Origin of the sequence: Rhodococcus sp. BS-15 (genome assembly GCF_000813105.1) — a bacterium.
Classification (GTDB): domain Bacteria; phylum Actinomycetota; class Actinomycetes; order Mycobacteriales; family Mycobacteriaceae; genus Rhodococcoides.
In genome coordinates, this window is sequence record NZ_BAOX01000013.1 from 1 (window position 1) to 19059 (window position 19059).

Here is a 19059-nt window from a genome sequence, read left to right on the forward strand (position 1 = left end):
GAGCAGGATGACGCGGGCGTCACGCGGATCGATGTTGCGGAAGGCTCCGTCGAGGGTGCGATCGGCGAGCTCGGCGATCTGCCCGGCGAGCTCGACGCCGGTGGGACCCGCGCCGACGACCACGAAGGTCATGAGGCGGTCCTTCTCCTCCTGATCGTCGGAGAGTTCGGCCTGCTCGAACGCACCGAGGATGCGTCCACGCAGTTCGAGTGCATCGTCGATGGTTTTCATGCCGGGCGCGAATTCTGCAAAGTGATCGTTGCCGAAGTACGACTGCTGAGCGCCTGCTGCGACGATCAGGCTGTCGAACGGAGTGACGGTGATGCGTTCGAGGAGCTTGGACGTCACCGTCTTGGCCTCGAGATCGATGTTCAGTACGTCTCCGAGCAGCACCTCGGCATTCTTCTGCTTGCGCAGAATGACGCGGGTGGTGGGAGCGATCTCGCCGACCGACAGAATTCCGGTCGCGACCTGATAGAGGAGAGGCTGGAAAAGGTGGTGTGTCGTCTTCGCGACGAGGGTGATGTCGACGTCGGCTTTCTTGAGCGCCTTGACGCCGAACAGACCTCCGAACCCGGAACCGATGACGACGACGCGGTGACGCTTCGATTCGAGCGGTTGGATGCTCATTACCTGCTCCCTAACGATTGCGGTGTGAGGTCAACGGTAGTCGCCATCCATCTCGACGTCTCGACAAGGTCGTCGTGTCTGTGGTGGCAGCGCACACCTACCGGCCGGCCGCTGCGCGCTTCGCCAGTTCCACGGTCGCGGCCCGCAGTTCGATAGCCGAGTCGATCGGAGTTGCGTAGCCGACCCTCGTGTACGCGATTCCGCGCGGTGTGAGCACCTTCAGATCCAGTCCGTAGCGGTCGGCGGCCGTGCACTCGGCGGACGTGGCATCGGGAAAGCCGCCCAGCTCGCGGGCCATCGCAGTCAGCGACGACGAGTGGTCGGCGTTGAGGTGCTCGATCGCGTACGCGGAGGTCGGCGACACCGGATCGGGCGCGGCCCGGGAATACGCTTCGGCGGTTGCCGAATCCATCCGGCCGTATCCGCCGACCCACCGGACCCGATGTACGCGCATGATCCAGAGCGTGAAGTCGCTGTAGTCCAGGTAGTACTTCGCCGCTGGTACGCCGTCGAGATGCGCCGCGCGTGCTGCGGCCAACTCGTCCCCCTCGGGCCGCTCGACCACGCCTGCCAGCGTGATTCGGCCCGACGCCAGTGGATCGGTCTGCGATTGCGGCGCCACGATCGACAGGCTCATCCGTTGATCGCCTGCGAGGTTCCGTCCGTGCTCGGCCATGCGCGAGACACACAGAACCGGAGCGCCGTCGAGCAATCCGTACGTGACGAACGAAGCCCAGGGATCGCCGTCCGCGGTCAGGCTCGCAAGAGTCGCGGTGTTGGTGGACGCTGCGATCGTGCGCGCTTCCTCGGCTGCGGAGGGACGACGGTCGTCGACGACCGGGGCCAGGGGAGGGGGAACGGACGGGGCGTCACCGGGGTCGCCGTGATCGAGTGCCATGCGCAGAAGCTTACGACGATGACCTACACGAGGTCTCCGGCATGGATCAGAGCGTCGGCGACGAGTGCGACGCCGAGCACGACGAAGATGATGCGCACCGTCGGCGGGCCGTACCGCATCAGGCTCGGACGGTCGCGGTGAACGCGCGCCTGGAACGTCGACTTTTCCTCGACGCCAGAATCAGAACGAGGATGGGCGGTAGTAGCCCGATCAGGCAGTAGGTGACGACGATGGCCGGCCACCACGTCGGGCGGGGATCGTAGGTCGAGAGCATCGTCAGCCCGGCGAGATACGGCACTGCCGTCGGGCCCTGCACCAGACCGATCGTCAGTCCGGTCAGGGCGACGACGGGAATGCTGGAGCCGGCTCGAGCTGCCCACTCCGGTGGGCGGCGTTCGGTGGTGCGCAGAGCACCGAGAGTGATCAGTACCAGCCCGACCGCGAGTTCCGTGCGATACCGGACCGTGGGAGTGATGGTGAAGTCGAACAGATCGGTGAAGAAGTCGATGCCGAGAACGGTGAGGATGCCGAACGTTGTCGTCGCAGTGAACACTCCGCCGACGAAGGCCAGCCCGGCTCGAAACGGAGAGCGGCGGGTGGTTCTCGCGTGCACTGCGATGGCAGCGGTGACGCCGATCAGCAACACGTCGAGCGAATCGAGTAGCGCGAATCCGACGAGCGCGAGCAGCAAGGTCACCATGGAGGGTTCAGGATATCGGTCGGGTGAAACCGACCTCCTCGGTGACTACGGCCACAGCGGTCCGGCCGGGAGCGGTCTGGTTGTCCCAGTACATGTTGGTGTGCGCGATGACCTGCTCGGGTGGCGGCGCGCCCCATTCGGTCAGATCCTCGGCGGTGTGGGCATCGCTCACCAGCGTCACGTCGTATCCGCGTACCAAGGCTCCGTGCAATGTGGACCTGATGCAGAAGTCCGTGTGCGCGCCGGCGATGACGACGTGCCCCACGCCGGAGGCGGCGAGCTCGGCTTCGAGACCTGTGTCCTCGAAGGCGTCGCCGTGCTTCTTGTGAACGATCGGATCGCCTGGATCGACGGGCAACTCGTCGAGAAGTTCCCACCCCTGCGTTCCGAAAGCCGAATCCCTGTCGGAGGAGTGCTGCACCCAGATCACCGGAGTGCTGGTGTCTCGTGCGCGGGACACCAGTGTGACGATGTTGTCGACGACGCGCTGCCGCTCGTGGACGCCGACCATCACGTCGTTCTGCACGTCGACGATCACCAGTGCGGTTGCGGGCCGCTGAGGCAGGGTGGTCACGGTAACTCAGCTCCCGACGTACGCGGCCAGGTGCCGGCCGGTCAGAGTCGAACCGTCCGCGACCAGATCGGAGGGTGTGCCCTCGAACACGACGAGGCCGCCGTCGTGCCCGGCACCGGGACCCAGATCGATGATCCAGTCGGCGTGGGCCATGACGGCTTGATGATGCTCGATGACGATCACCGACTTGCCCGAGTCGACCAGACGGTCGAGCAGCCCGAGGAGCTTGTCCACATCGGCGAGATGCAGTCCGGTGGTGGGTTCGTCGAGCACGTAGATCCCGCCCTTGTCGGCCATGTGCGTCGCCAGCTTGAGGCGTTGGCGTTCTCCACCCGACAGAGTGGTCAACGGTTGCCCGATCTTCAAATATCCCAATCCGACGTCGTTCAATCGCTGCAGAATCTTGTGTGCCGGCAGCAGTTTGGCTGCGCCGTCGGAGAAGAATTCCTCGGCCTCGGCGACCGACATCGACAACACCTCGTCGATGTTGCGACCACCGAAGTGGTACTCCAGTACCGAAGCTTGGAATCGCTTGCCCTCGCACTCCTCGCACACCGTGGCGACCCCGGCCATCATCGCGAGGTCGCTGTAGATGCGCCCGCGCCGTTGCACGTCGGGCACGCGCCTTCGGAGTTCGAGCTGAACAGTGCGGGTTTGACGGCGTTCTCCTTGGCGAACGCCTTGCGGATCGGTTCGAGCAAGCCGGTGTACGTCGCGGGGTTGCTTCGGCGCGACCCACGTATCGCCCCCTGATCGACCGACACCACATCGTCTGTCCCCGAGAGCGATCCGTGAATGAGTGAACTCTTGCCCGAGCCTGCGACGCCGGTGACGACCACCAGCACACCGAGTGGAACGTCGACGTCCACCTCGCGCAGATTGTGGGAGTCCGCGCCGCGAATTTCGAGCACTTCGGAGAACTCGCGTACCGACTCTTTCAGCGATGCTCGATCGTCGAAATGCCGACCGGTGACGGTGTCGCTCCGGCGCAGCCCGTCGACGGTGCCCTCGAAACAGACGTGCCCGCCTGCGCTCCCCGCACCGGGACCCAGATCGACGACGTGGTCTGCGATGGAGATCGTCTCGGGCTTGTGCTCCACCACCAGAACGGTGTTTCCCTTGTCCCGCAGCTGAAGCAGCAGGTTGTTCATTCGCTCGATGTCGTGGGGATGCAGACCGGTGGTCGGCTCGTCGAACACGTACGTCACATCGGTCAACGACGATCCGAGGTGACGAATCATCTTGGTGCGCTGAGCCTCTCCTCCGGACAACGTTCCCGACGGACGATCCAGGCTCAGGTAACCGAGCCCGATCTCGACGAACGAGTCGAGGGTCTCCCCGAGCGTGGTCAGCAGCGGTGCCACCGACGGTTCCTTCAGGCCGCCCACCCACTGCGCCAGGTCGCTGATCTGCATCGAGCATGCGTCGGCGATGTTGACGCCCTTGATCTTCGACGACCGAGCACCTTCGTTGAGCCTGGTTCCGTGGCAGTCCGGGCAGGTGGTGAAGGTGATCGCGCGTTCGACGAAGGTGCGGATGTGGGGCTGCATGGCGTCGACGTCCTTCGACAGGAACGACTTCTGGATCTGCGGCACGAGCCCCGAATAGGTCAGATTGATGCCCTCGACCTTGATTTTCGTCGGCTCGCGATAGAGCAGATCGTCGAGTTCCTTCTTGGTGTACTTCGAGATGGGCTTGTCCGGGTCGAAATACCCGCAGCCGCGAAATATTCGGCCGTACCAGCCTTCCATGCTGTAACCGGGGATCGTGATCGCGCTTTCGTTGAGTGACTTGCTCGCGTCGTAGAGAGCGGTGAGATCGAAGTCGCTGACCGAGCCTCTGCCTTCACAACGCGGGCACATGCCACCGGTCACGGAGAACGACTTCTTCTCGGTGGTCTGCCTGCCGCCCTTGTCCACCTTGTACGCGCCTGCACCGGACACCGACGCGACGTTGAACGAAAAGGCCTGTGCGGAGCCGATGTACGGCTTTCCGATTCGGCTGAACAGAATTCGGAGCATGGCGTTGGCATCGGTTGCGGTGCCGACGGTGGAATGGGGATTTGCGCCCATACGCTGTTGATCGACGATGATCGCTGTGGTGAGTCCGTCCATGACGTCGACATCCGGGCGGCCGAGCGTCGGCATGAATCCTTGAACGAAGGCACTGTAGGTCTCGTTGATCATGCGCTGTGATTCGGCCGCAATCGTACTGAAGACCAGCGAGCTCTTGCCGGAGCCGGATACGCCGGTGAACACGGTCAGTCGCCGCTTGGGTAGCTCGACATCGATGTCCTGAAGATTGTTCTGCCGCGCCCCCTGTACACGAATCAAATCGTGACTGTCGGCAGCGTGCGGTGCCGAGCCCTGCGTGAATATCTTCGTCGCCATGAGCAGTCACGCTAGTCGTACCGGAACGTGCACGCTTCTCGATTCCTGATCGATTCCGGTGGCGGACAGGGCAGCGTCGAGTCGTCTCAGATCGGCTGCCGAGGACTCGAGAAGTGGGCGCCGCACGGTCGCGTCGGAGATGACGCCGATCCTGACGAGCGCAGCCTTGGCCATGATGGCTCCCTGCGTCGTGCGCATCACCGCGTCGGTCAACGGCAGCAGCGATCGCTGTATTGCGTTCGCCCGGTCCAGGTTGCCCGCGCGGACTGCAGCGATCAGCTCGGCGTAGCGGTCTGCCACCACGTTGCCGGTGACGCTGACCAATCCTGTTGCACCGGAGGCGAGGTAGGGGAGCGCGAGTTCGTCGATTCCGCAGTAGTAAGCGAGGTCCGTCGAGCACATCACTGTCATGGCCTCGTACAGATCACCCTTCGCGTCCTTGACGGCACCGATGAGGGGGTGACGGGAGAGTTCCATCAGGGTCGACGCCTCGATGGACACACCTGTGCGAGCCGGTACGTCGTAGACCATCACGGGCAATCCACCTGCCTCGGCGATGGCGACGATGTGCTCCGCGATGCCGGTCTGGGTAGGGCGCGAATAGTAGGGAGCGGTGATCAACAGTGCGTCGGCGCCGGCTGCCGCTGCGGACCGAGCCATCTCGATCCCCGTGGAGGTGTCGTTGGTGCCTACTCCCGCGATCACTCGAAGTGCGTGATCCGGGTGCCTGCGGGCGCGAGCGATCAGCTGCGAGATCTCGTGGCCAGTCAGGGTAGGTGCTTCACCGGTCGTTCCGGCGATGACGACGCCATCGCATCGTGTCGCCGACAGGTGCGCGAGAAGGGTATCGACGCCTGCTCGGTCGAGCGATCCATCGGGGTGCATGGGGGTCGCCATGGCGACGATGTTCGTGCCGAAGATCGTCGAGCTCGGCGACGGAGTGGTGATCATGGTCCGAGTGTGGACCGTTCGATACATGAGGTCCAGCGATGCGTTTTCCGCATTACTGCGTACTGTTGCTTCATGATCGACGTCGGTGCCCTGCACGCCCTTCGCGCTGTGGCAGCCCTCGGCACTCTTGCTCGGGCCGCCGACGAGCTCGGCTACACCTCCTCGGCGATCTCCCAGCAGATCAAACGACTGGAACGACAGGTCGGTACACCGGTGCTGGCACAGGCCGGTCGGGGAGTCGTGCTCACCCCCGCAGGTCGGGCGGTGGTCGAGTCCGCGGGAGAGGTGTTCGACGCTCTCGAACGGTGCGTCGAGGCGGCTCGATCCGCCGACGAGGGCGTCGCACGTGGGGGTCGTTCGGCTGGTCGGATTCTCGACCGCGGTGCGCGGCTTGCTGGCACCGTCGCTGATCGAGCTGAATCGACGGTGCCCCGATCTGACGGTGCACATCAGCGAGGAGGATCCGGACCGTGCACTGCACAGCGTGTACGCCGGGGCCGCAGATCTGGCGCTGGTGCACGACGCAGACGGAGTATCGGTGCCCGCTCCTCCCTCGGTTGTTCGGCGACCGATTCACACGGACTTCGGCGACGTGATCATGAAGCGAACTCACCCCCTCGCCCGACGCGAGACCGCGTTGACCCCTGCCGAACTCGCTCGGTACCCGTGGGTGACGAGCCGGCCGGGACGGTATGTCACCAGTGGTTTCGTCGGCTGTTCGCCGAGACGTCCGCCGAGGTCGACGTTCGCCATCTCGTGGACGACTTCTCCACGCAACTCACGCTGGTCGAAGCGGACGATGTGCTCGCTCTCGTGCCTCGCCTCGCGCGCCCGTTGCTCGGTCCCGGTCTCGTCGCGATTGCGCTCGAGCGTGCCCCCCACTCGTGAGGTGCAGGCCGCGTGGCGGCGCAGCGCCGACGCCAGCCCGGCAATTCATGCCGTGCTGGACGTCCTCGATGCGGCCTCTCGCTGAGTATTCAGAACCACCAGCTGTCCGGTTGCTCGCGTCATCGCCACGTACTTGTCGACGGCACCGGCGATTCCCGATCCGAACGAGTCCGGGTCGATCAGGACGACCAGGTCGAATTCGAGCCCCTTCGTCATCTGTGGTGTCAGCGAGCGGATGCGCTCCGAGGGCGGGAACGTCGGATTGCCTATCACACAACCGATTCCGTCGACGTTCGAGTCCAGCCATCGATCGAGGATCGATGGCAGATCTGCCGCGTCACCGTACTCGACGGGCACACCGGTGCTGCGGATGGAGACCGGAACATTGGCGTCCGGCAGCGCCGCGCGGATCACCGGCTCGGCCTCGGCCATGACTTCCTGCGGGGTGCGGTAGTTGACGCCGAGGGTCGCAATTCTCACCCGGTCGAGTCCGACCCGGCCGAGCCGTTCGCGCCAGGACTCGGCGAACCCCTGCCGCGCTTGCGCGCGGTCTCCGACGATGGTGATGCTGCCCGACGGGCACCGGCGCAGGACCATCTGCCACTGCGCATCGGTCAACTCCTGCGCCTCGTCGACGACGATGTGTGCGAACGGCCCCGCCAAGGGATCCGACGGGATCTCCTCGAAGCCTGCCGAATCGACGAGTGCATCGCGAATTCCGTCCTGCCGCAACTGTGCGGACATCATCTCGTCGTCGTCCGCGGCCATGAGTTCGTCGACGACGCGGTCCATTCGCACCCGCTCCGCAGCCGCGGCCACCTCGCGACGCCGGGTGCGGCGTGAATGCTCGGGATCTCCGAGCCGCATTCTTGCGGCGTCGAGCAGCGGCAGATCGGACACCGTCCACTGAGTCGGATCGGGTCGCTGAAGTGAACGAATCTCCTCGGAGCGGAGCCAGGGTGCGCACGAGCGGAGGTACGCCGGCACACTCCACAGGTCTGCGACGAGGTCGGCAGCATCGATGATCGTCCAGGATCGTTGCAGCTCCGTGCGTAGAGACTCGTTGATCTGCAGAGAGTTTCGTATGTCGGTCGGGGCCTCGTCGCCGTCGTAGCGGTCGGTCAGAATCGTCAGCAGCAGGTCCCAGATCTGTTCACGAGCCTCGTTGTGCGGAGTGGCGGGATCGGGTGCCCCGAACGCCTCGGCCCAGTCGGCCGGAGTCAACGTCAGATCGGCCCATTCGGTCTCCACGATCATGGTCCGAGTCGGCGGCTGCTCGTAGAACGCAACGGCCGCCTCTATCGCCACGTTCATGTTCGCGGCCGCTTTCAGCTGCGCCACAGCAGGATCGGTCTCCTCGATCACGTTCGTTCCTTCGGTGACGAGATCCCGGAGCGTGCAGGTCCGCACACCGTCCTCGCCCAGACTCGGTAGGACGTCGGAGACGTAGGCGAGGTACGGCTCGTGTGGGCCGACGAACAACACGCCGCCGCGGCTGTGTCCGAGACGCGACTCCGTGTACAGCAAATACGCGGTGCGATGCAGGGCGACCACGGTCTTCCCGGTTCCCGGACCACCGTCGACAACCAGCGCGCCGCGGGCGTCCGCTCGAATGATCGCGTCCTGATCCGCTTGAACGGTGCCCAGCACGTCACGCATTCGCGGTGAACGTGACGTACCCAGACTGGCGATGAAGGCAGACTGGACGTCCAGCGCAGCCTCGGTGATCGGTCCGGTCAGGTCGAACACCTCGTCCCAGTAGTCGGTGATGGTGCCGTTCGTCCACCGGTATCGACGACGACTTAGTAGCCCCATGGGATTGGCGTGAGTGGCACCGAAGAACGGTTCGGCCGCGGGGGAGCGCCAGTCCACGAGGAGTTGCTCGCCTGCGGTTCCCAGCAGTCCGAGTCGTCCGATGTACACCGGCTCGTCCGCGTCGGTGGTCATGACGCGACCCAGACACAGATCCACCCCGTAGCGACGGAGTGAACGGAGACGACCGCCCAAGCGATGGATCTCGAAGTCTCGTTCCATCACCTCTCGGCCCATTCGGCCCGACGACTTCTGCGCGGCCTCGAGCCGCGCCACCGTATCGAAACGAGACTTCTCGATACTCGAGTGAACCGCTGAAAAGTGTTGTTCGTCTTGGCCGATCAATGCCGAGTCGCGCTTGCGTGCGAGATTGTCGGGTAGGTCGAAAACACTGGGGTGCGGATGTTTCACAGGACTCCGATCGATTGCTACGTGGCTGCAGCGAGCATTCTGAGCCCTGCACGGGGTCTTGCCGCAAGCCCCAGGGTGCGCTATACATTGAAAGTGGGAAGAGGGAACCTCAGCTGTCCCAACCCTTATCGCACCGACGAAATCGGGCTGCACAATCGATGATCCGGCCTCGAATCAGGCCACCAGACCCCTGCCGCGGTGGAGTTCGAGTCGATAGATCACGCCGCCGAACAGGAGCCGTTGAACTGCCTCGTCGGCGAAGTAGCTGTCGATGTCTGTGGGCCGCAGTCTCGGATGGTCGTCGAGGTGTTGCCTGAGCACCAGCAGAACGGTGTCGACGGTGAGGACGAATCGCTCGCCGCCGAGGTCGGTGATCACTGCGCGGCCGACGCCGTCCCATTCGTCGACACGAGCCCAATGTCGAATTCCGCATCCCTCGATGGCCTCGATCAATAGGCGCTCTGCGAAGGGCAACAACGACATTCGATCGGCACGGGCAGCGCGTACCGACGCGAGAGCCTGACGGTAGGGGAGTCCGTGTGCTCGCGCATAGCTCCGCGCTGCGCGCTTGTCGGCGTGGTTCTTGGTCACGAGAGTTCCAATCCCTGTGTGCACCAGTCCCGCGCACTGCTGCACCGGTCGGAAGTCATGAACACGGCGTGCAACAAGAAACCAGCATCGTCGATCGCAGATCCGTGAAGGACCTTGCCCGTGGAACGCTGACGGAGGCGACGCGGGTGCCTGCTGCAGCTGGGGTGGCTATGCGAGTAGCTCTGGTTCGGCACGGTATCACGAACGTCGGGACGACCGGGGATTCATCGATCGCCGAGAAGCAGATCGGCGATGGTGCCGGCACCGACCGGCCGGCCCAAGAGATATCCCTGCGCGAAGTCGCAGCCGGTGGCGGCCAGTGCGTCGAGTTGCTCCTCGGTTTCGACTCCCTCACCGACGACGGTGACGTCGAATGCGCGTGCGAGCGCAACGATGGCCGAGACGATCGCGCGAGCCCGAGGTGCAGGCAGCCGGGCTATGTACGACTTGTCGATCTTGAAGCACTCGAATATCGGGTAGCGGTCGAGATACGACATGGAGCTGTGGCCTTTACCCATATCGTCGAGCAGGAGAGCGACACCCATGGCGTGCAGGGCAGAGACGGTGTCGGCGACCCGTTCGGTGTCCGCGACCCAAACGGTTTCGGTCACTTCGAGTCCGAGAGCGAAGGCAGGCAGTCCCGTCTCTGCCAGTACGGACGCGACCTCGGTGGGAAAGTCGGGATCGCGAAGTTGAAGCGCACTGACGTTGACGCGAACCACGATGTCGGAGAACGTTCGCCACCGCGCCGCGGCCGTGCATGCGGTACGCAGCGCCCATGCGCCCAATGGCGTTGCAAGGCCGGTTCTTTCGGCGACGCCGACGAACTCGCTCGGTTCGATGGGACCGAGCTCGCGGTGATTCCAGCGGGCGAGTGCCTCCACCGCAACGATTTTCCGTGTGGCGATGTCCACCAATGGTTGGTAGGCGAGAGTGAGTTCGTCGGCGCGCAGCGCCGCTCGCAGATCGATCGACAGTGACCTGATGCGATCCGCGTCGTAGAGATCGGTGGGATCGAAAACTGCATGACCACCGGTTCCGCTGTCCTTTGCGCGGTACATGGCCAGGTCGGCGCGATGGATCAGCTCGTGCCGGGTCGAATGAGGTTCGGACACTGCGATACCGATGCTGGCGCTCAAGGGGATGGGCACGTCCTCGGCGGAGAAGGGAACCGCGATGGAACTCGTGATGTGTCGTGCGAGTTCCTCGGCATGAGCAACGCTGTCCACGCCCTCGCAGACGATCAAGAATTCGTCTCCGCCCAGGCGCGCGATGGTGTCGGCGTCTCGGATTGCCGAGGCGAGCCGTTCGACGAACTTGACCAAGGCCCTGTCTCCGGCGTCGTGTCCCAGGCTGTCGTTGATGATCTTGAAGTCGTCTATGTCGAGCAGCAGCAGTGCTACGGTGCCGGACTGTTGTCTCGCGCGGTCCAGTGCCGAATCGATGACCTCGTATGCGAGGGTGCGGTTGGGCAGACCGGTCAGGGCGTCGTGCGTACTACGTCGTCGCAGTTGGAGTTCGAGGTCGATGCGTCGTATCGCTGCGGACACGATGCCGGCAACCGAACTGAGGAACGACACTTCTTCGTCGCGGTAGAGACGGGCCTCGACGCTGTGAATGGAGAGAACTCCCCATGCTTTTCCTGCGGCGGTGAAGATGGGAACTCCGACGCCGCTGCGGAGGCCGAGCGAGATCATCGTGTCGGTACGGAAACGCTTCTCGGCGTGACTGTCGTTGCACACGACGGGCTCCGAGAGCGTCAGTGCGAATCCCACCAACGAACCGTCCCCGGACGGAATGTCCTGGCGCATGCCGAGTGCACCGCTGGCCGCGTCCATGGTCAAGTACGGGTCGGTCGGGTGCTCGAGATGGGCGATGGCGGAGTTCCCCACGCCAATCAGGGTGGCGGCGGTGTCGGTTGCTGCAGTGAGCAATCTGGGTAGCTCGGCGATGACGGCGAATCGGCTCAGATCGGCGAGAGCTTCTGCTCCTGAGCATGACGACCGGCGATCACTGCATCGGCCGCCATTCTGGCACTGCGCTGCTCCACCGTGTGTCGGTGCCGAATGGTGGATACGACCACGTCGGGGCCGCCGTCCGCACGACTGATCACATAGGCAGACACCACCACCGGCATGCCGGTACCGGTCACGTGATGGCGCAGCTCGCAGTAGCCTCCCACTCGCCTTCGGAGACCAAACCGGCGGCGATGTCGTCGGTGAGATCGAGTCCGTCGGAGGTCAGCAGTTCCAACGCCGACAGTTGGCCGATATCGGCCACGTCCTCGAGCCCGATCAGCTCCGAACCCGCTGGATTGATGTACAGAATCTTCCCCGTGAAGTCGGACAGCGCAACGAAGTCCGGAGAACGTTCCAGGAAGGATCGAAGACTTACCGGATCGTCCGGGAGATCGAACATCGGCCCTCCGATCCGTTTCGCTCGGGATACGAGCGGCACCGGGCCCATGTTATTCGCCGTTCGCGGTCCATGTGCCCGAATAGTCCTCGCCGCGTATCAGCCTGTCCGCTGTTGTGCGTCGAGGGGATGTCGAGCGACGAAGAACGCCGCATTGCCCACCATCGTCACCTCGACCTGCTCGAATCTGTCGGGCGTCGGAACGGTCACCACACCACCGTCTGCCCCTCGACACGAACGCGACCGAAGAATCGATGGGTGATGTCGTCCCCGAAGTGGTTGTAGCTGTTCACAATTACGGCGATTTCATCGACGAGAGCGCTCAGCGCAGGGGAGTGGACGTCGATTCCGTCGTCGTGCTGCCAACCCCATGCGGTAGGGACGCCGCTGATCGTGACAACGATCTCGCAGTCGTGGCGAGCCTCCACCTCGTACTGTATGTCGGCGGGCGCGTCTGCAACCGGATCGACCGTCGCAAGGCCGTGGGGTTCGGCCGGGTCGGGGCGCGCGAGCAGAAGGTCGTAGCGAATCATCTCGGCGACGTCTTCGAGGCCCGCGTGTCGGCCCAGTCTGCCGTGGTTGGAACCGTATTGGCGGCTACTACCGGCGGTCGAACGCATCGAGCGGAACAGTCGATTCAGCATGCGCTGCGCCACATCTCGTTCCGAAATGCCCGTGCGGGGATGATCGATCAATGCCTGCAGCCTGGACATTCGGACGGCGGGATCGATGGGCACGGGGTCAGGATATCGCGTTGACCGGAGGGATCGACGGCCACGTCGAGCTGGTAATGCGCTTCATGCGAATTGGGGTAGCGACCCCGTCGAGCATTCGTGAGCGTTGCGGGGTGCGAGAGAGCAGTCCAAACTGGGACCTATCATGACGAACTACGATCTACGCGCGAAGCCACGGAAATTGCGACCGCGGCCAGCGGTCCCGCGCGAGGTGGCGGTCGAGCTGACGTCCAGTGGAGTTCCTGTTGCCGAGCGCGACTTCTTCATCGAAGAGTTCCGCGGGGTCACGATTGTGATCGCCCTTCCCGTGTTGAGCATCGCGGCGCTCGAGGCAGTGGAACGAACGGTCGGGGAGTTCGGAACTGGCGATACGCGGTTCATTTTCGTGGTTCCGGCCGACTACGTTCCGGAAGTCAGCGCTGCAGTCGGTGGTGTAGCCATGGCGAGTGCGACTGTCTGGAACGATGAGTCCGTCGCCCGTCTGTGGCTCGCAATCGCGGATTCGGAATACGTCGTGATCGGGGCGGAAGTAGCCGCTGTCGCGCGCACTGCAGGGGCAGTGTCTGCGAGCGTGCGGGCCTCGAAGATGGTCCTGACCGATCCGGGCGGGGGTTGGGGCGATCCTTCTCGTAGCTTCGCCGACATCGACCTGCACCGCGAGCGTCTGGTCGCACACCTGGCCGAACGGGGACTCGACGATTTCCCGCCCGCGGCCGAGGCGGCACTTGCCGGCGGTGCATACAGCGTGAACCTATGCCGTGCTGAGGATCTCGAATTCGAGCTGTTCACATTCGACGGCCGGGGGACCGTCCTCACCCAGGGGCGCTACCTCCACTTGGCCTCGCTGCAGGTCGACGACTTCCCTGCAATAGAGGCGTTGGTCGCACAGGGAGTGCGAGAAGGGGTTCTCAAGCAGCGCAGTCGGATTGAGATTGCCAGGATGGCGGTCGGAGGACTCGGTGCGCGGGTGCTGCGCACCGGGCACCTCGCCGGAATCGTCGGACTGGAGGTGGACCGTTACGCCGGAACAGGATTCGCCGAAGTGTCGGGTTTGATCACAGTCGCCGAGTTCTCCGGACTGGGAGCGGGTGGCTTGCTGATGGACGGATTGTTGGAGGTCTGCCGCACCAGGGGTATCGCGAATCTCTTCGCGGTCACCGTCAGTAGTGAAGCCGCGGAGTTCTTCATCAAACGTAGCTTTGTCGAGGTCGGTCATCAGGATGTCCCTGCTGCAAAATGGGAAGACTACGACGCTGATCGACTCGAGTCTGCTCGTTGTTTTCTACGATCTGTCTGAACAGATGTACAGCAGCGTCTGCGGTCCAGGCCTTCGTCGCCGCCGGAGTGAGTGAGGACCAAGAATCGGTCCGGACCTAGGAGCTGGTCCGGGACCGAATATCCGGGCACGGACACCAGAGTGGACCTGGTGTTGACACTCCCCTTGGGGGAGACATCACCGTGGGGTCATGACAACAGAATGGGATGGACTCCCGGACAACGTGAAGAAGTTCATGACCGCACTCGACGCCCGACAAGGCGCTCGAGCGCTCACTCTGTTCACCGCGGATGCCGTGGTGACCGACGAGGGCCACGATCACTCGGGCCGCGGCGAGATCGAGGCCTGGCTGACCGCCTCGGTCAGTGAGAGTGAGTACACTTACACAACAGAGTTCACCGGGGCGACCACGACCGGCACGACTGTCGACGTCGTGCAGCACCTGGAAGGCAACTTCCCCGGGGGAGTCGTCGACCTGCACTACCGCTTTACGCTTGACGGCGCGCTGATCCAGCGGCTGGTGATCGAGCCATGAGCAAGCGATGGTTCATCACCGGTGGCACACCGGGCGCTTCGGCATGGCCTACGCCGAGGTGGCGCTGGAGGCGGGAGACCGCGTGGTACTCACCGCCCGGCGTCCCCACTGAAACAAAACTCGATAGCGACCCGTCCGGAGCATCAGATTACCGATCCCACGGTGGTGACGGCCAGGTCGTTCTCAACGACCCGGCCGTCACCACGGGACAACAACACCTCCGCCTGGGGGATGAGATCCAGATCCGCTCCAGACACCTCGGGTTCTGGTTCAGGTCGGAGCCTCAGCGCCCTCTGGCATTGTTCCTACTTGGAGACGCTCGGACGGCGAGAGGTATTGCGCTGCAACTTTGTACAGTAGTTTTCTGGAAACTATGCATATCTGAACCGGCCGTCTTGCTTCACTGTCAGCGCGCGGTGACGCTGGCTGCTGACGTAGAGCAGTCGGGATCCGATACCTGACATAATGTTGATTATCGGCAAAAAGTGGCCGCAGGTCGGAGACCGAGTCGATGGTCCACACGACAGTCTCGTTCGCGTGGGCTGACACGTTCAGGGTTGGCCTGCGTCGACTGTCCATCGGCATGGCCGGTTTCTGGAACGCCGCACGGGCGCTCGTTGCTATCCGGCGGCTCTAGCTGCGAATGGATGGATTGCGTGGATCCAACGGAATCCGGGCCGCCCTTCGGGTCGCTTCCGTGTCGCCGTTCCATCACCGCAAAACGTCACAGTGACGATTCGGAGCGATGGAGTTCGAGCTACAGTTTGTTTCCGCGCGACATCACCGGCAATCGATTGATTGGCAAACAGTCATTGTGGTCGGTATCGGCCGATCGAGTAGTCGAATTGCCCGTTCCTGCTACGCTCCGGAGAATTGTTGCTCGGGGCAAATACCAGCCGAAGGTCACTCGATGTCCGCCGTTCGTCCGTTCATCTCGCCCGCGGGTCGATTTGTGTCGTCACAACCACACGAGGACACCACGGTGTCGGGACTATTGGATCTGGATGCGACTCGAACCCGCGTCATTCGCTTGCTCGTGGGCTTGGGGACGTTGTCGATCGGTCTCATCGGGTTGCTCAGCGCACCGTCCGAGGAGTACAGCGGCTGGCGAGTCCATGTGGTGGTCGCCATCAGTCTGACCGCCTTCCCGGTCGCGTTGCGTTGGTTCTTCGGGCGATGGCCCGGCCCGCGTCTGCTGATTGCGTTCATCGTGTATTCGGACGTATCGATCGCCGCCAGTCTGTTGATGAAGGACACGACATTGACAGCGATCGGCGGCACGGTTCTGTTTGCCGTCATCACCACTCTGGCCGTGGTGGCGGTGCCGCTACTCCCCTGTCTCGTGCACATGGCTTTCGCCACAGTCGTACTTGCGGTGGTGGCCGTACTCTCGGTGCACGCAGACGTCGCCAGCGGCTGGGTCGTCGCCGCACACAGTTTGACCATGCTGTTGATGTTCGCGTCTCCACTCATTCTGATGGTGTACGTGAGCGAGCTCCGATCTCGCGCACGGGAATCGTTGGTGGATCCGCTGACCGGTCTGCACAATCGTCGCGGGCTGTTCGCTGCGGTGACTGCTACCACGATGACAACGCCGGATGTCGAACCGAGGGTGATGTGCGCCGTCGCCGCCGATGTCGACGGCATGAAAGGCGTCAACGACAACTACGGACACCACACCGGCGACGCTGTCCTCGTCGATGTGGCCCAGCATCTGCGAGCACTGGCCGCCAACCGCTGGATCGTCGCACGACTGGGCGGTGACGAGTTCGCGTGCATCGCCGTCGGTCGGCCTGCCGACCTCGCTGCCCGAACGGCGGACCTCGTAGCGAGCCTGACGCAGGCCCGGATGTTGTCCGGACTCACCGTCAGCGTCGGGTCGGCAGCGGTACACCTCGATGCGGACAGTGATGTGCGGCAGTCTGCGCACGACGTACTGCGCATCGCGGACTCGGAGATGTATCGCGCGAAACGCAGTCGCTGGCCGGCGTGAGAGTGCAGGCTGAGCGAATCGCTCACCACCGCAACGTCATCGAGATTTCAGGTACCACCGTGGCAGTGCTACCCACAACGCGAGGAGAAGGGTCAGAGCGACCAGTGCAGCTACGATGCCGACCATTGGACCTACCACGAAGTCGAACGTGAGAGTGACGACTCCCACCAGTGCGATGCCGAGCATGACCAAGCCGGCGATGGCGAGTCGGTTGCCCACCCGTACGAGTACACCGACTTCTCTGTGACGGAACAGAATTCGGTGCATTCCTACAGGCGCGATCAGCAGTATGGTCGCGATGATCGAGCGCTCACAGTGATCAGATACACCGTGCGGCCGAACGCAGACAGATCGTCGAAGCGTTGCTGGAACGGCAGGGTCAGCAGAAATCCCGTCAGTAGCTGTACCCCGGTCTGTTCGACGCGCAGTTCCTGGAGCAGGCCGAGCCAGTTGCGGTCGAGTTGCTGAGTAGGCGTCTCTCCCCTGGCTTGCGCGTTCCACTCGGCGTTGGGTGGGTCAGGCGCGTCGGTCACGGACGCTCCTCGAGAGGTACCGGTCCTGTAGTCGGTCGAGGGAACTTCTCGGTTTCGGAGGGACCGAGGTCGGGGTCGAATTTTTCGCCCACGGGATCGGGGGACGTAGTGCCTACCTGATCCGCCAACTCCAATCCCGCACCTGCGTACACGTTGAACGCAATGTCCACACCGTGCTCCTTGGCCCACTGCACTTCGTCGTCGTAGCGAGCCACGGCGGCGACTGTTCCACTGAACCCGGATTCGCGCAGGCAGGCGAGTGCTGTGACGTTGGCACCGTGACGTGGCATCGCGAGCACGGCAATGCGGACCGACTCGGAATGGCGTAGTTGATGCCAGAAATCGAGATCGGTTGCGTCTCCTTCGATGACTCGCAGACCTTGATCGGCGAGGCGACGAATACGAGGCCCGTCGTAATCGACCCCCACCACATCGAGACGGTAGTGATCGGTGAGCCGCTGATAGGCCGCGAACCCGACACGACCCATTCCGATCACGACGACCTCGGCGTCGCCGGCATCCCCGGATCGTTCCTCGGGGTGCAGGCTCTGCTCGTCCTGCTCGGGCAGACGTGTCGCGATCTTCTCGACCATCAGGTGCCCACGGCCGTTCACCAGAGCCGACGCTACGAAACTCAACGCCACGGCGATCGACATCTCGACCAGCCATGCCGGTGCGAGCAGGCCGGTCGTCACTCCTACCGAAACGACGATCAGACCGAATTCGGAGTAGTTCATCAGGCTCAGTCCAGCCAGGAGGGCAGTCCGATATCGCAGCTTCATCATCGCGAACAGCGCCAGATACAGGACGGATTTGAGAGGCAGCAGAAGCACCATGAGCAGGGCGACACCGAGACTGGGTAGGTCCGGCAACCCGGACAGACCGATCGAGACGAAGAAGCCCACCAGGAGCAGTTCCTTGATGTGGAACAGCGATCGTGACAGTTCGGACGAGGCCGAATGCGACGCCAGCAACACGCCGATGACCAACGCGCCCAGGTCCCCCTTGAGTCCGAGGGCGGAGAACAGTGCGTAACCGGGGACCAGCGCCATCACGATGCCGAACAGTGACTGCATCTCACCGTGGCCCAGTCCGCTCCATATTCTTCGGAGGACGCGAGTAACGGGCCACAGCAGTACCAGCGTCAGCGCCCAGGGGCTGGGCAACGTGCCGCTGGTGACGGTCAGAAACACCACGGCAACGATGTCCTGCATCACCAGGACACCGATCGCCACGCGTCCGTAGAGGGCGTGCGACTCCCCTCGCTCTTCGAGGACCTTGACCACGAACACCGTGCTCGAGAACGACATCGCGAAGGCCAGCAACGCAATCGTCGTCAGGCTCTGGCCGGACAACATGGCCATACCAGCGACGGCGGCGAGCCATAGAACGGTGGTACCGACCGCGATGCTCACCACCAGATGCACCGAGGTCGTCAGCCACACCTCCCGGCGCAGCAGAATACGAACGTCGAGCTTGAGGCCGATGGCGAACAACAGCAGCGTCACGCCCAGATCGGCGATCAGCTCGAGCTGGGGCACCTCACCGACGTCGAGTGCATTGATGACGAATCCGGCAGCCAGAAACCCGACCAGGGGAGGTAGCCGTACCACCATGGCGAGCCCGCCCAAACCGAAGGCGATGAGAGGTAGATCGCGGCAATTGTCATGCACGGTCCCTTTGCTGGTGGGCTGCAACCGGATCTCCAACGGATCTTTCGGCATCGGC

16 protein-coding genes and 4 pseudogenes are annotated in these 19059 nt (G+C 63.5%); 6 read left to right on the plus strand and 14 right to left on the minus strand.

Features of this window, described 5'->3' with window-relative positions:
• The 6 genes and pseudogenes from RHBS_RS03245 to dapA form a co-directional block, all read right to left on the minus strand.
• On the minus strand, positions 1-630 hold a 630-nt coding region (locus tag RHBS_RS03245), incomplete at its 3' end, for an NAD(P)/FAD-dependent oxidoreductase (protein WP_187298347.1).
• Between the two features lie 97 nt (positions 631-727).
• Entirely contained in the window at positions 728-1528 is an 801-nt protein-coding gene (locus tag RHBS_RS03250) for a HugZ family protein (protein ID WP_128644805.1), read from the minus strand.
• A 118-nt stretch (positions 1529-1646) separates the two neighbouring features.
• Positions 1647-2228, minus strand: a complete 582-nt coding sequence (locus RHBS_RS03255; protein ID WP_306303504.1) for a GAP family protein — start codon at positions 2226-2228, stop codon at positions 1647-1649.
• Between the two features lie 7 nt (positions 2229-2235).
• Entirely contained in the window at positions 2236-2802 is a 567-nt protein-coding gene (locus RHBS_RS03260) for a cysteine hydrolase family protein (RefSeq protein ID WP_128644806.1), read from the minus strand.
• 6 nt (positions 2803-2808) lie between these two features.
• Positions 2809-5192 (minus strand): annotated as a pseudogene (locus RHBS_RS03265) (ATP-binding cassette domain-containing protein).
• A gap of 6 nt (positions 5193-5198) precedes the next feature.
• Positions 5199-6143: a 4-hydroxy-tetrahydrodipicolinate synthase gene (gene dapA, locus RHBS_RS03270; protein ID WP_237668966.1), complete on the minus strand. Its 945-nt coding sequence runs from the start codon at positions 6141-6143 to the stop codon at positions 5199-5201.
• Positions 6144-6215: 72 nt separating this feature from the next.
• On the opposite strand from dapA, the pseudogene RHBS_RS30105 reads away from it, so the two are divergent.
• Positions 6216-6344, plus strand: a pseudogene (locus RHBS_RS30105) (LysR family transcriptional regulator); the annotation flags it as partial.
• Between the two features lie 145 nt (positions 6345-6489).
• Positions 6490-7116 (plus strand): LysR substrate-binding domain-containing protein, encoded by a 627-nt coding sequence (locus tag RHBS_RS03275; protein ID WP_237668967.1) that lies wholly within the window; start codon positions 6490-6492, stop codon positions 7114-7116.
• Here the strand turns inward: RHBS_RS03275 and helR are convergent.
• The 6 genes from helR to RHBS_RS03295 form a co-directional block, all read right to left on the minus strand.
• Positions 7077-9254, minus strand: coding sequence for an RNA polymerase recycling motor ATPase HelR (gene helR / locus RHBS_RS03280; protein ID WP_128644808.1), 2178 nt, complete (start codon positions 9252-9254; stop codon positions 7077-7079). The two genes, RHBS_RS03275 and helR, sit on opposite strands and share 40 nt — an antisense overlap.
• Positions 9255-9428: 174 nt before the next feature.
• A complete protein-coding gene (locus tag RHBS_RS03285) occupies positions 9429-9845 on the minus strand; it encodes a hypothetical protein (protein ID WP_121872402.1) in 417 nt (138 codons plus the stop codon).
• Positions 9846-10069: 224 nt separating this feature from the next.
• Positions 10070-11737 carry a bifunctional diguanylate cyclase/phosphodiesterase gene (locus RHBS_RS03290; RefSeq protein ID WP_237668968.1) on the minus strand — a complete coding sequence of 556 codons (1668 nt, stop codon included), beginning with the start codon at positions 11735-11737 and terminating at the stop codon, positions 10070-10072.
• 74 nt (positions 11738-11811) lie between these two features.
• Positions 11812-11997, minus strand: coding sequence for a hypothetical protein (locus RHBS_RS30110; protein ID WP_237668969.1), 186 nt, complete (start codon positions 11995-11997; stop codon positions 11812-11814).
• Positions 11994-12263: a PAS domain-containing protein gene (locus RHBS_RS30115; protein ID WP_237668970.1), complete on the minus strand. Its 270-nt coding sequence runs from the start codon at positions 12261-12263 to the stop codon at positions 11994-11996. Before RHBS_RS30115 ends, RHBS_RS30110 begins: the two co-directional genes overlap by 4 nt.
• Positions 12264-12466: 203 nt before the next feature.
• Positions 12467-12997, minus strand: coding sequence for a hypothetical protein (locus RHBS_RS03295; RefSeq protein WP_237668971.1), 531 nt, complete (start codon positions 12995-12997; stop codon positions 12467-12469).
• Positions 12998-13139: 142 nt separating this feature from the next.
• On the opposite strand from RHBS_RS03295, the gene RHBS_RS03300 reads away from it, so the two are divergent.
• The 4 genes and pseudogenes from RHBS_RS03300 (at position 13140) to RHBS_RS03315 (ending at position 16798) form a co-directional block, all read left to right on the plus strand.
• Entirely contained in the window at positions 13140-14291 is a 1152-nt protein-coding gene (locus RHBS_RS03300; RefSeq protein WP_128644809.1) for a GNAT family N-acetyltransferase, read from the plus strand.
• Between the two features lie 214 nt (positions 14292-14505).
• Positions 14506-14805: a nuclear transport factor 2 family protein gene (locus tag RHBS_RS03305; RefSeq protein ID WP_128644815.1), complete on the plus strand. Its 300-nt coding sequence runs from the start codon at positions 14506-14508 to the stop codon at positions 14803-14805.
• Positions 14802-14911, plus strand: a pseudogene (locus RHBS_RS03310) (short-chain dehydrogenase/reductase); the annotation flags it as partial. The gene RHBS_RS03305 and the pseudogene RHBS_RS03310, both read left to right, overlap by 4 nt.
• An 804-nt stretch (positions 14912-15715) precedes the next feature.
• Positions 15716-16798, plus strand: a complete 1083-nt coding sequence (locus tag RHBS_RS03315) for a diguanylate cyclase (protein ID WP_183130145.1) — start codon at positions 15716-15718, stop codon at positions 16796-16798.
• A 36-nt stretch (positions 16799-16834) separates the two neighbouring features.
• Here the strand turns inward: RHBS_RS03315 and RHBS_RS03320 are convergent.
• Both RHBS_RS03320 and RHBS_RS03325 read right to left on the minus strand, forming a co-directional pair.
• Positions 16835-17331 (minus strand): annotated as a pseudogene (locus RHBS_RS03320) (DUF6328 family protein).
• Entirely contained in the window at positions 17328-19055 is a 1728-nt protein-coding gene (locus tag RHBS_RS03325; RefSeq protein ID WP_236745337.1) for a cation:proton antiporter family protein, read from the minus strand. The pseudogene RHBS_RS03320 and the gene RHBS_RS03325 overlap by 4 nt, the downstream one beginning before the upstream one ends.
• Between the last annotated feature and the right edge of the window lie 4 nt (positions 19056-19059).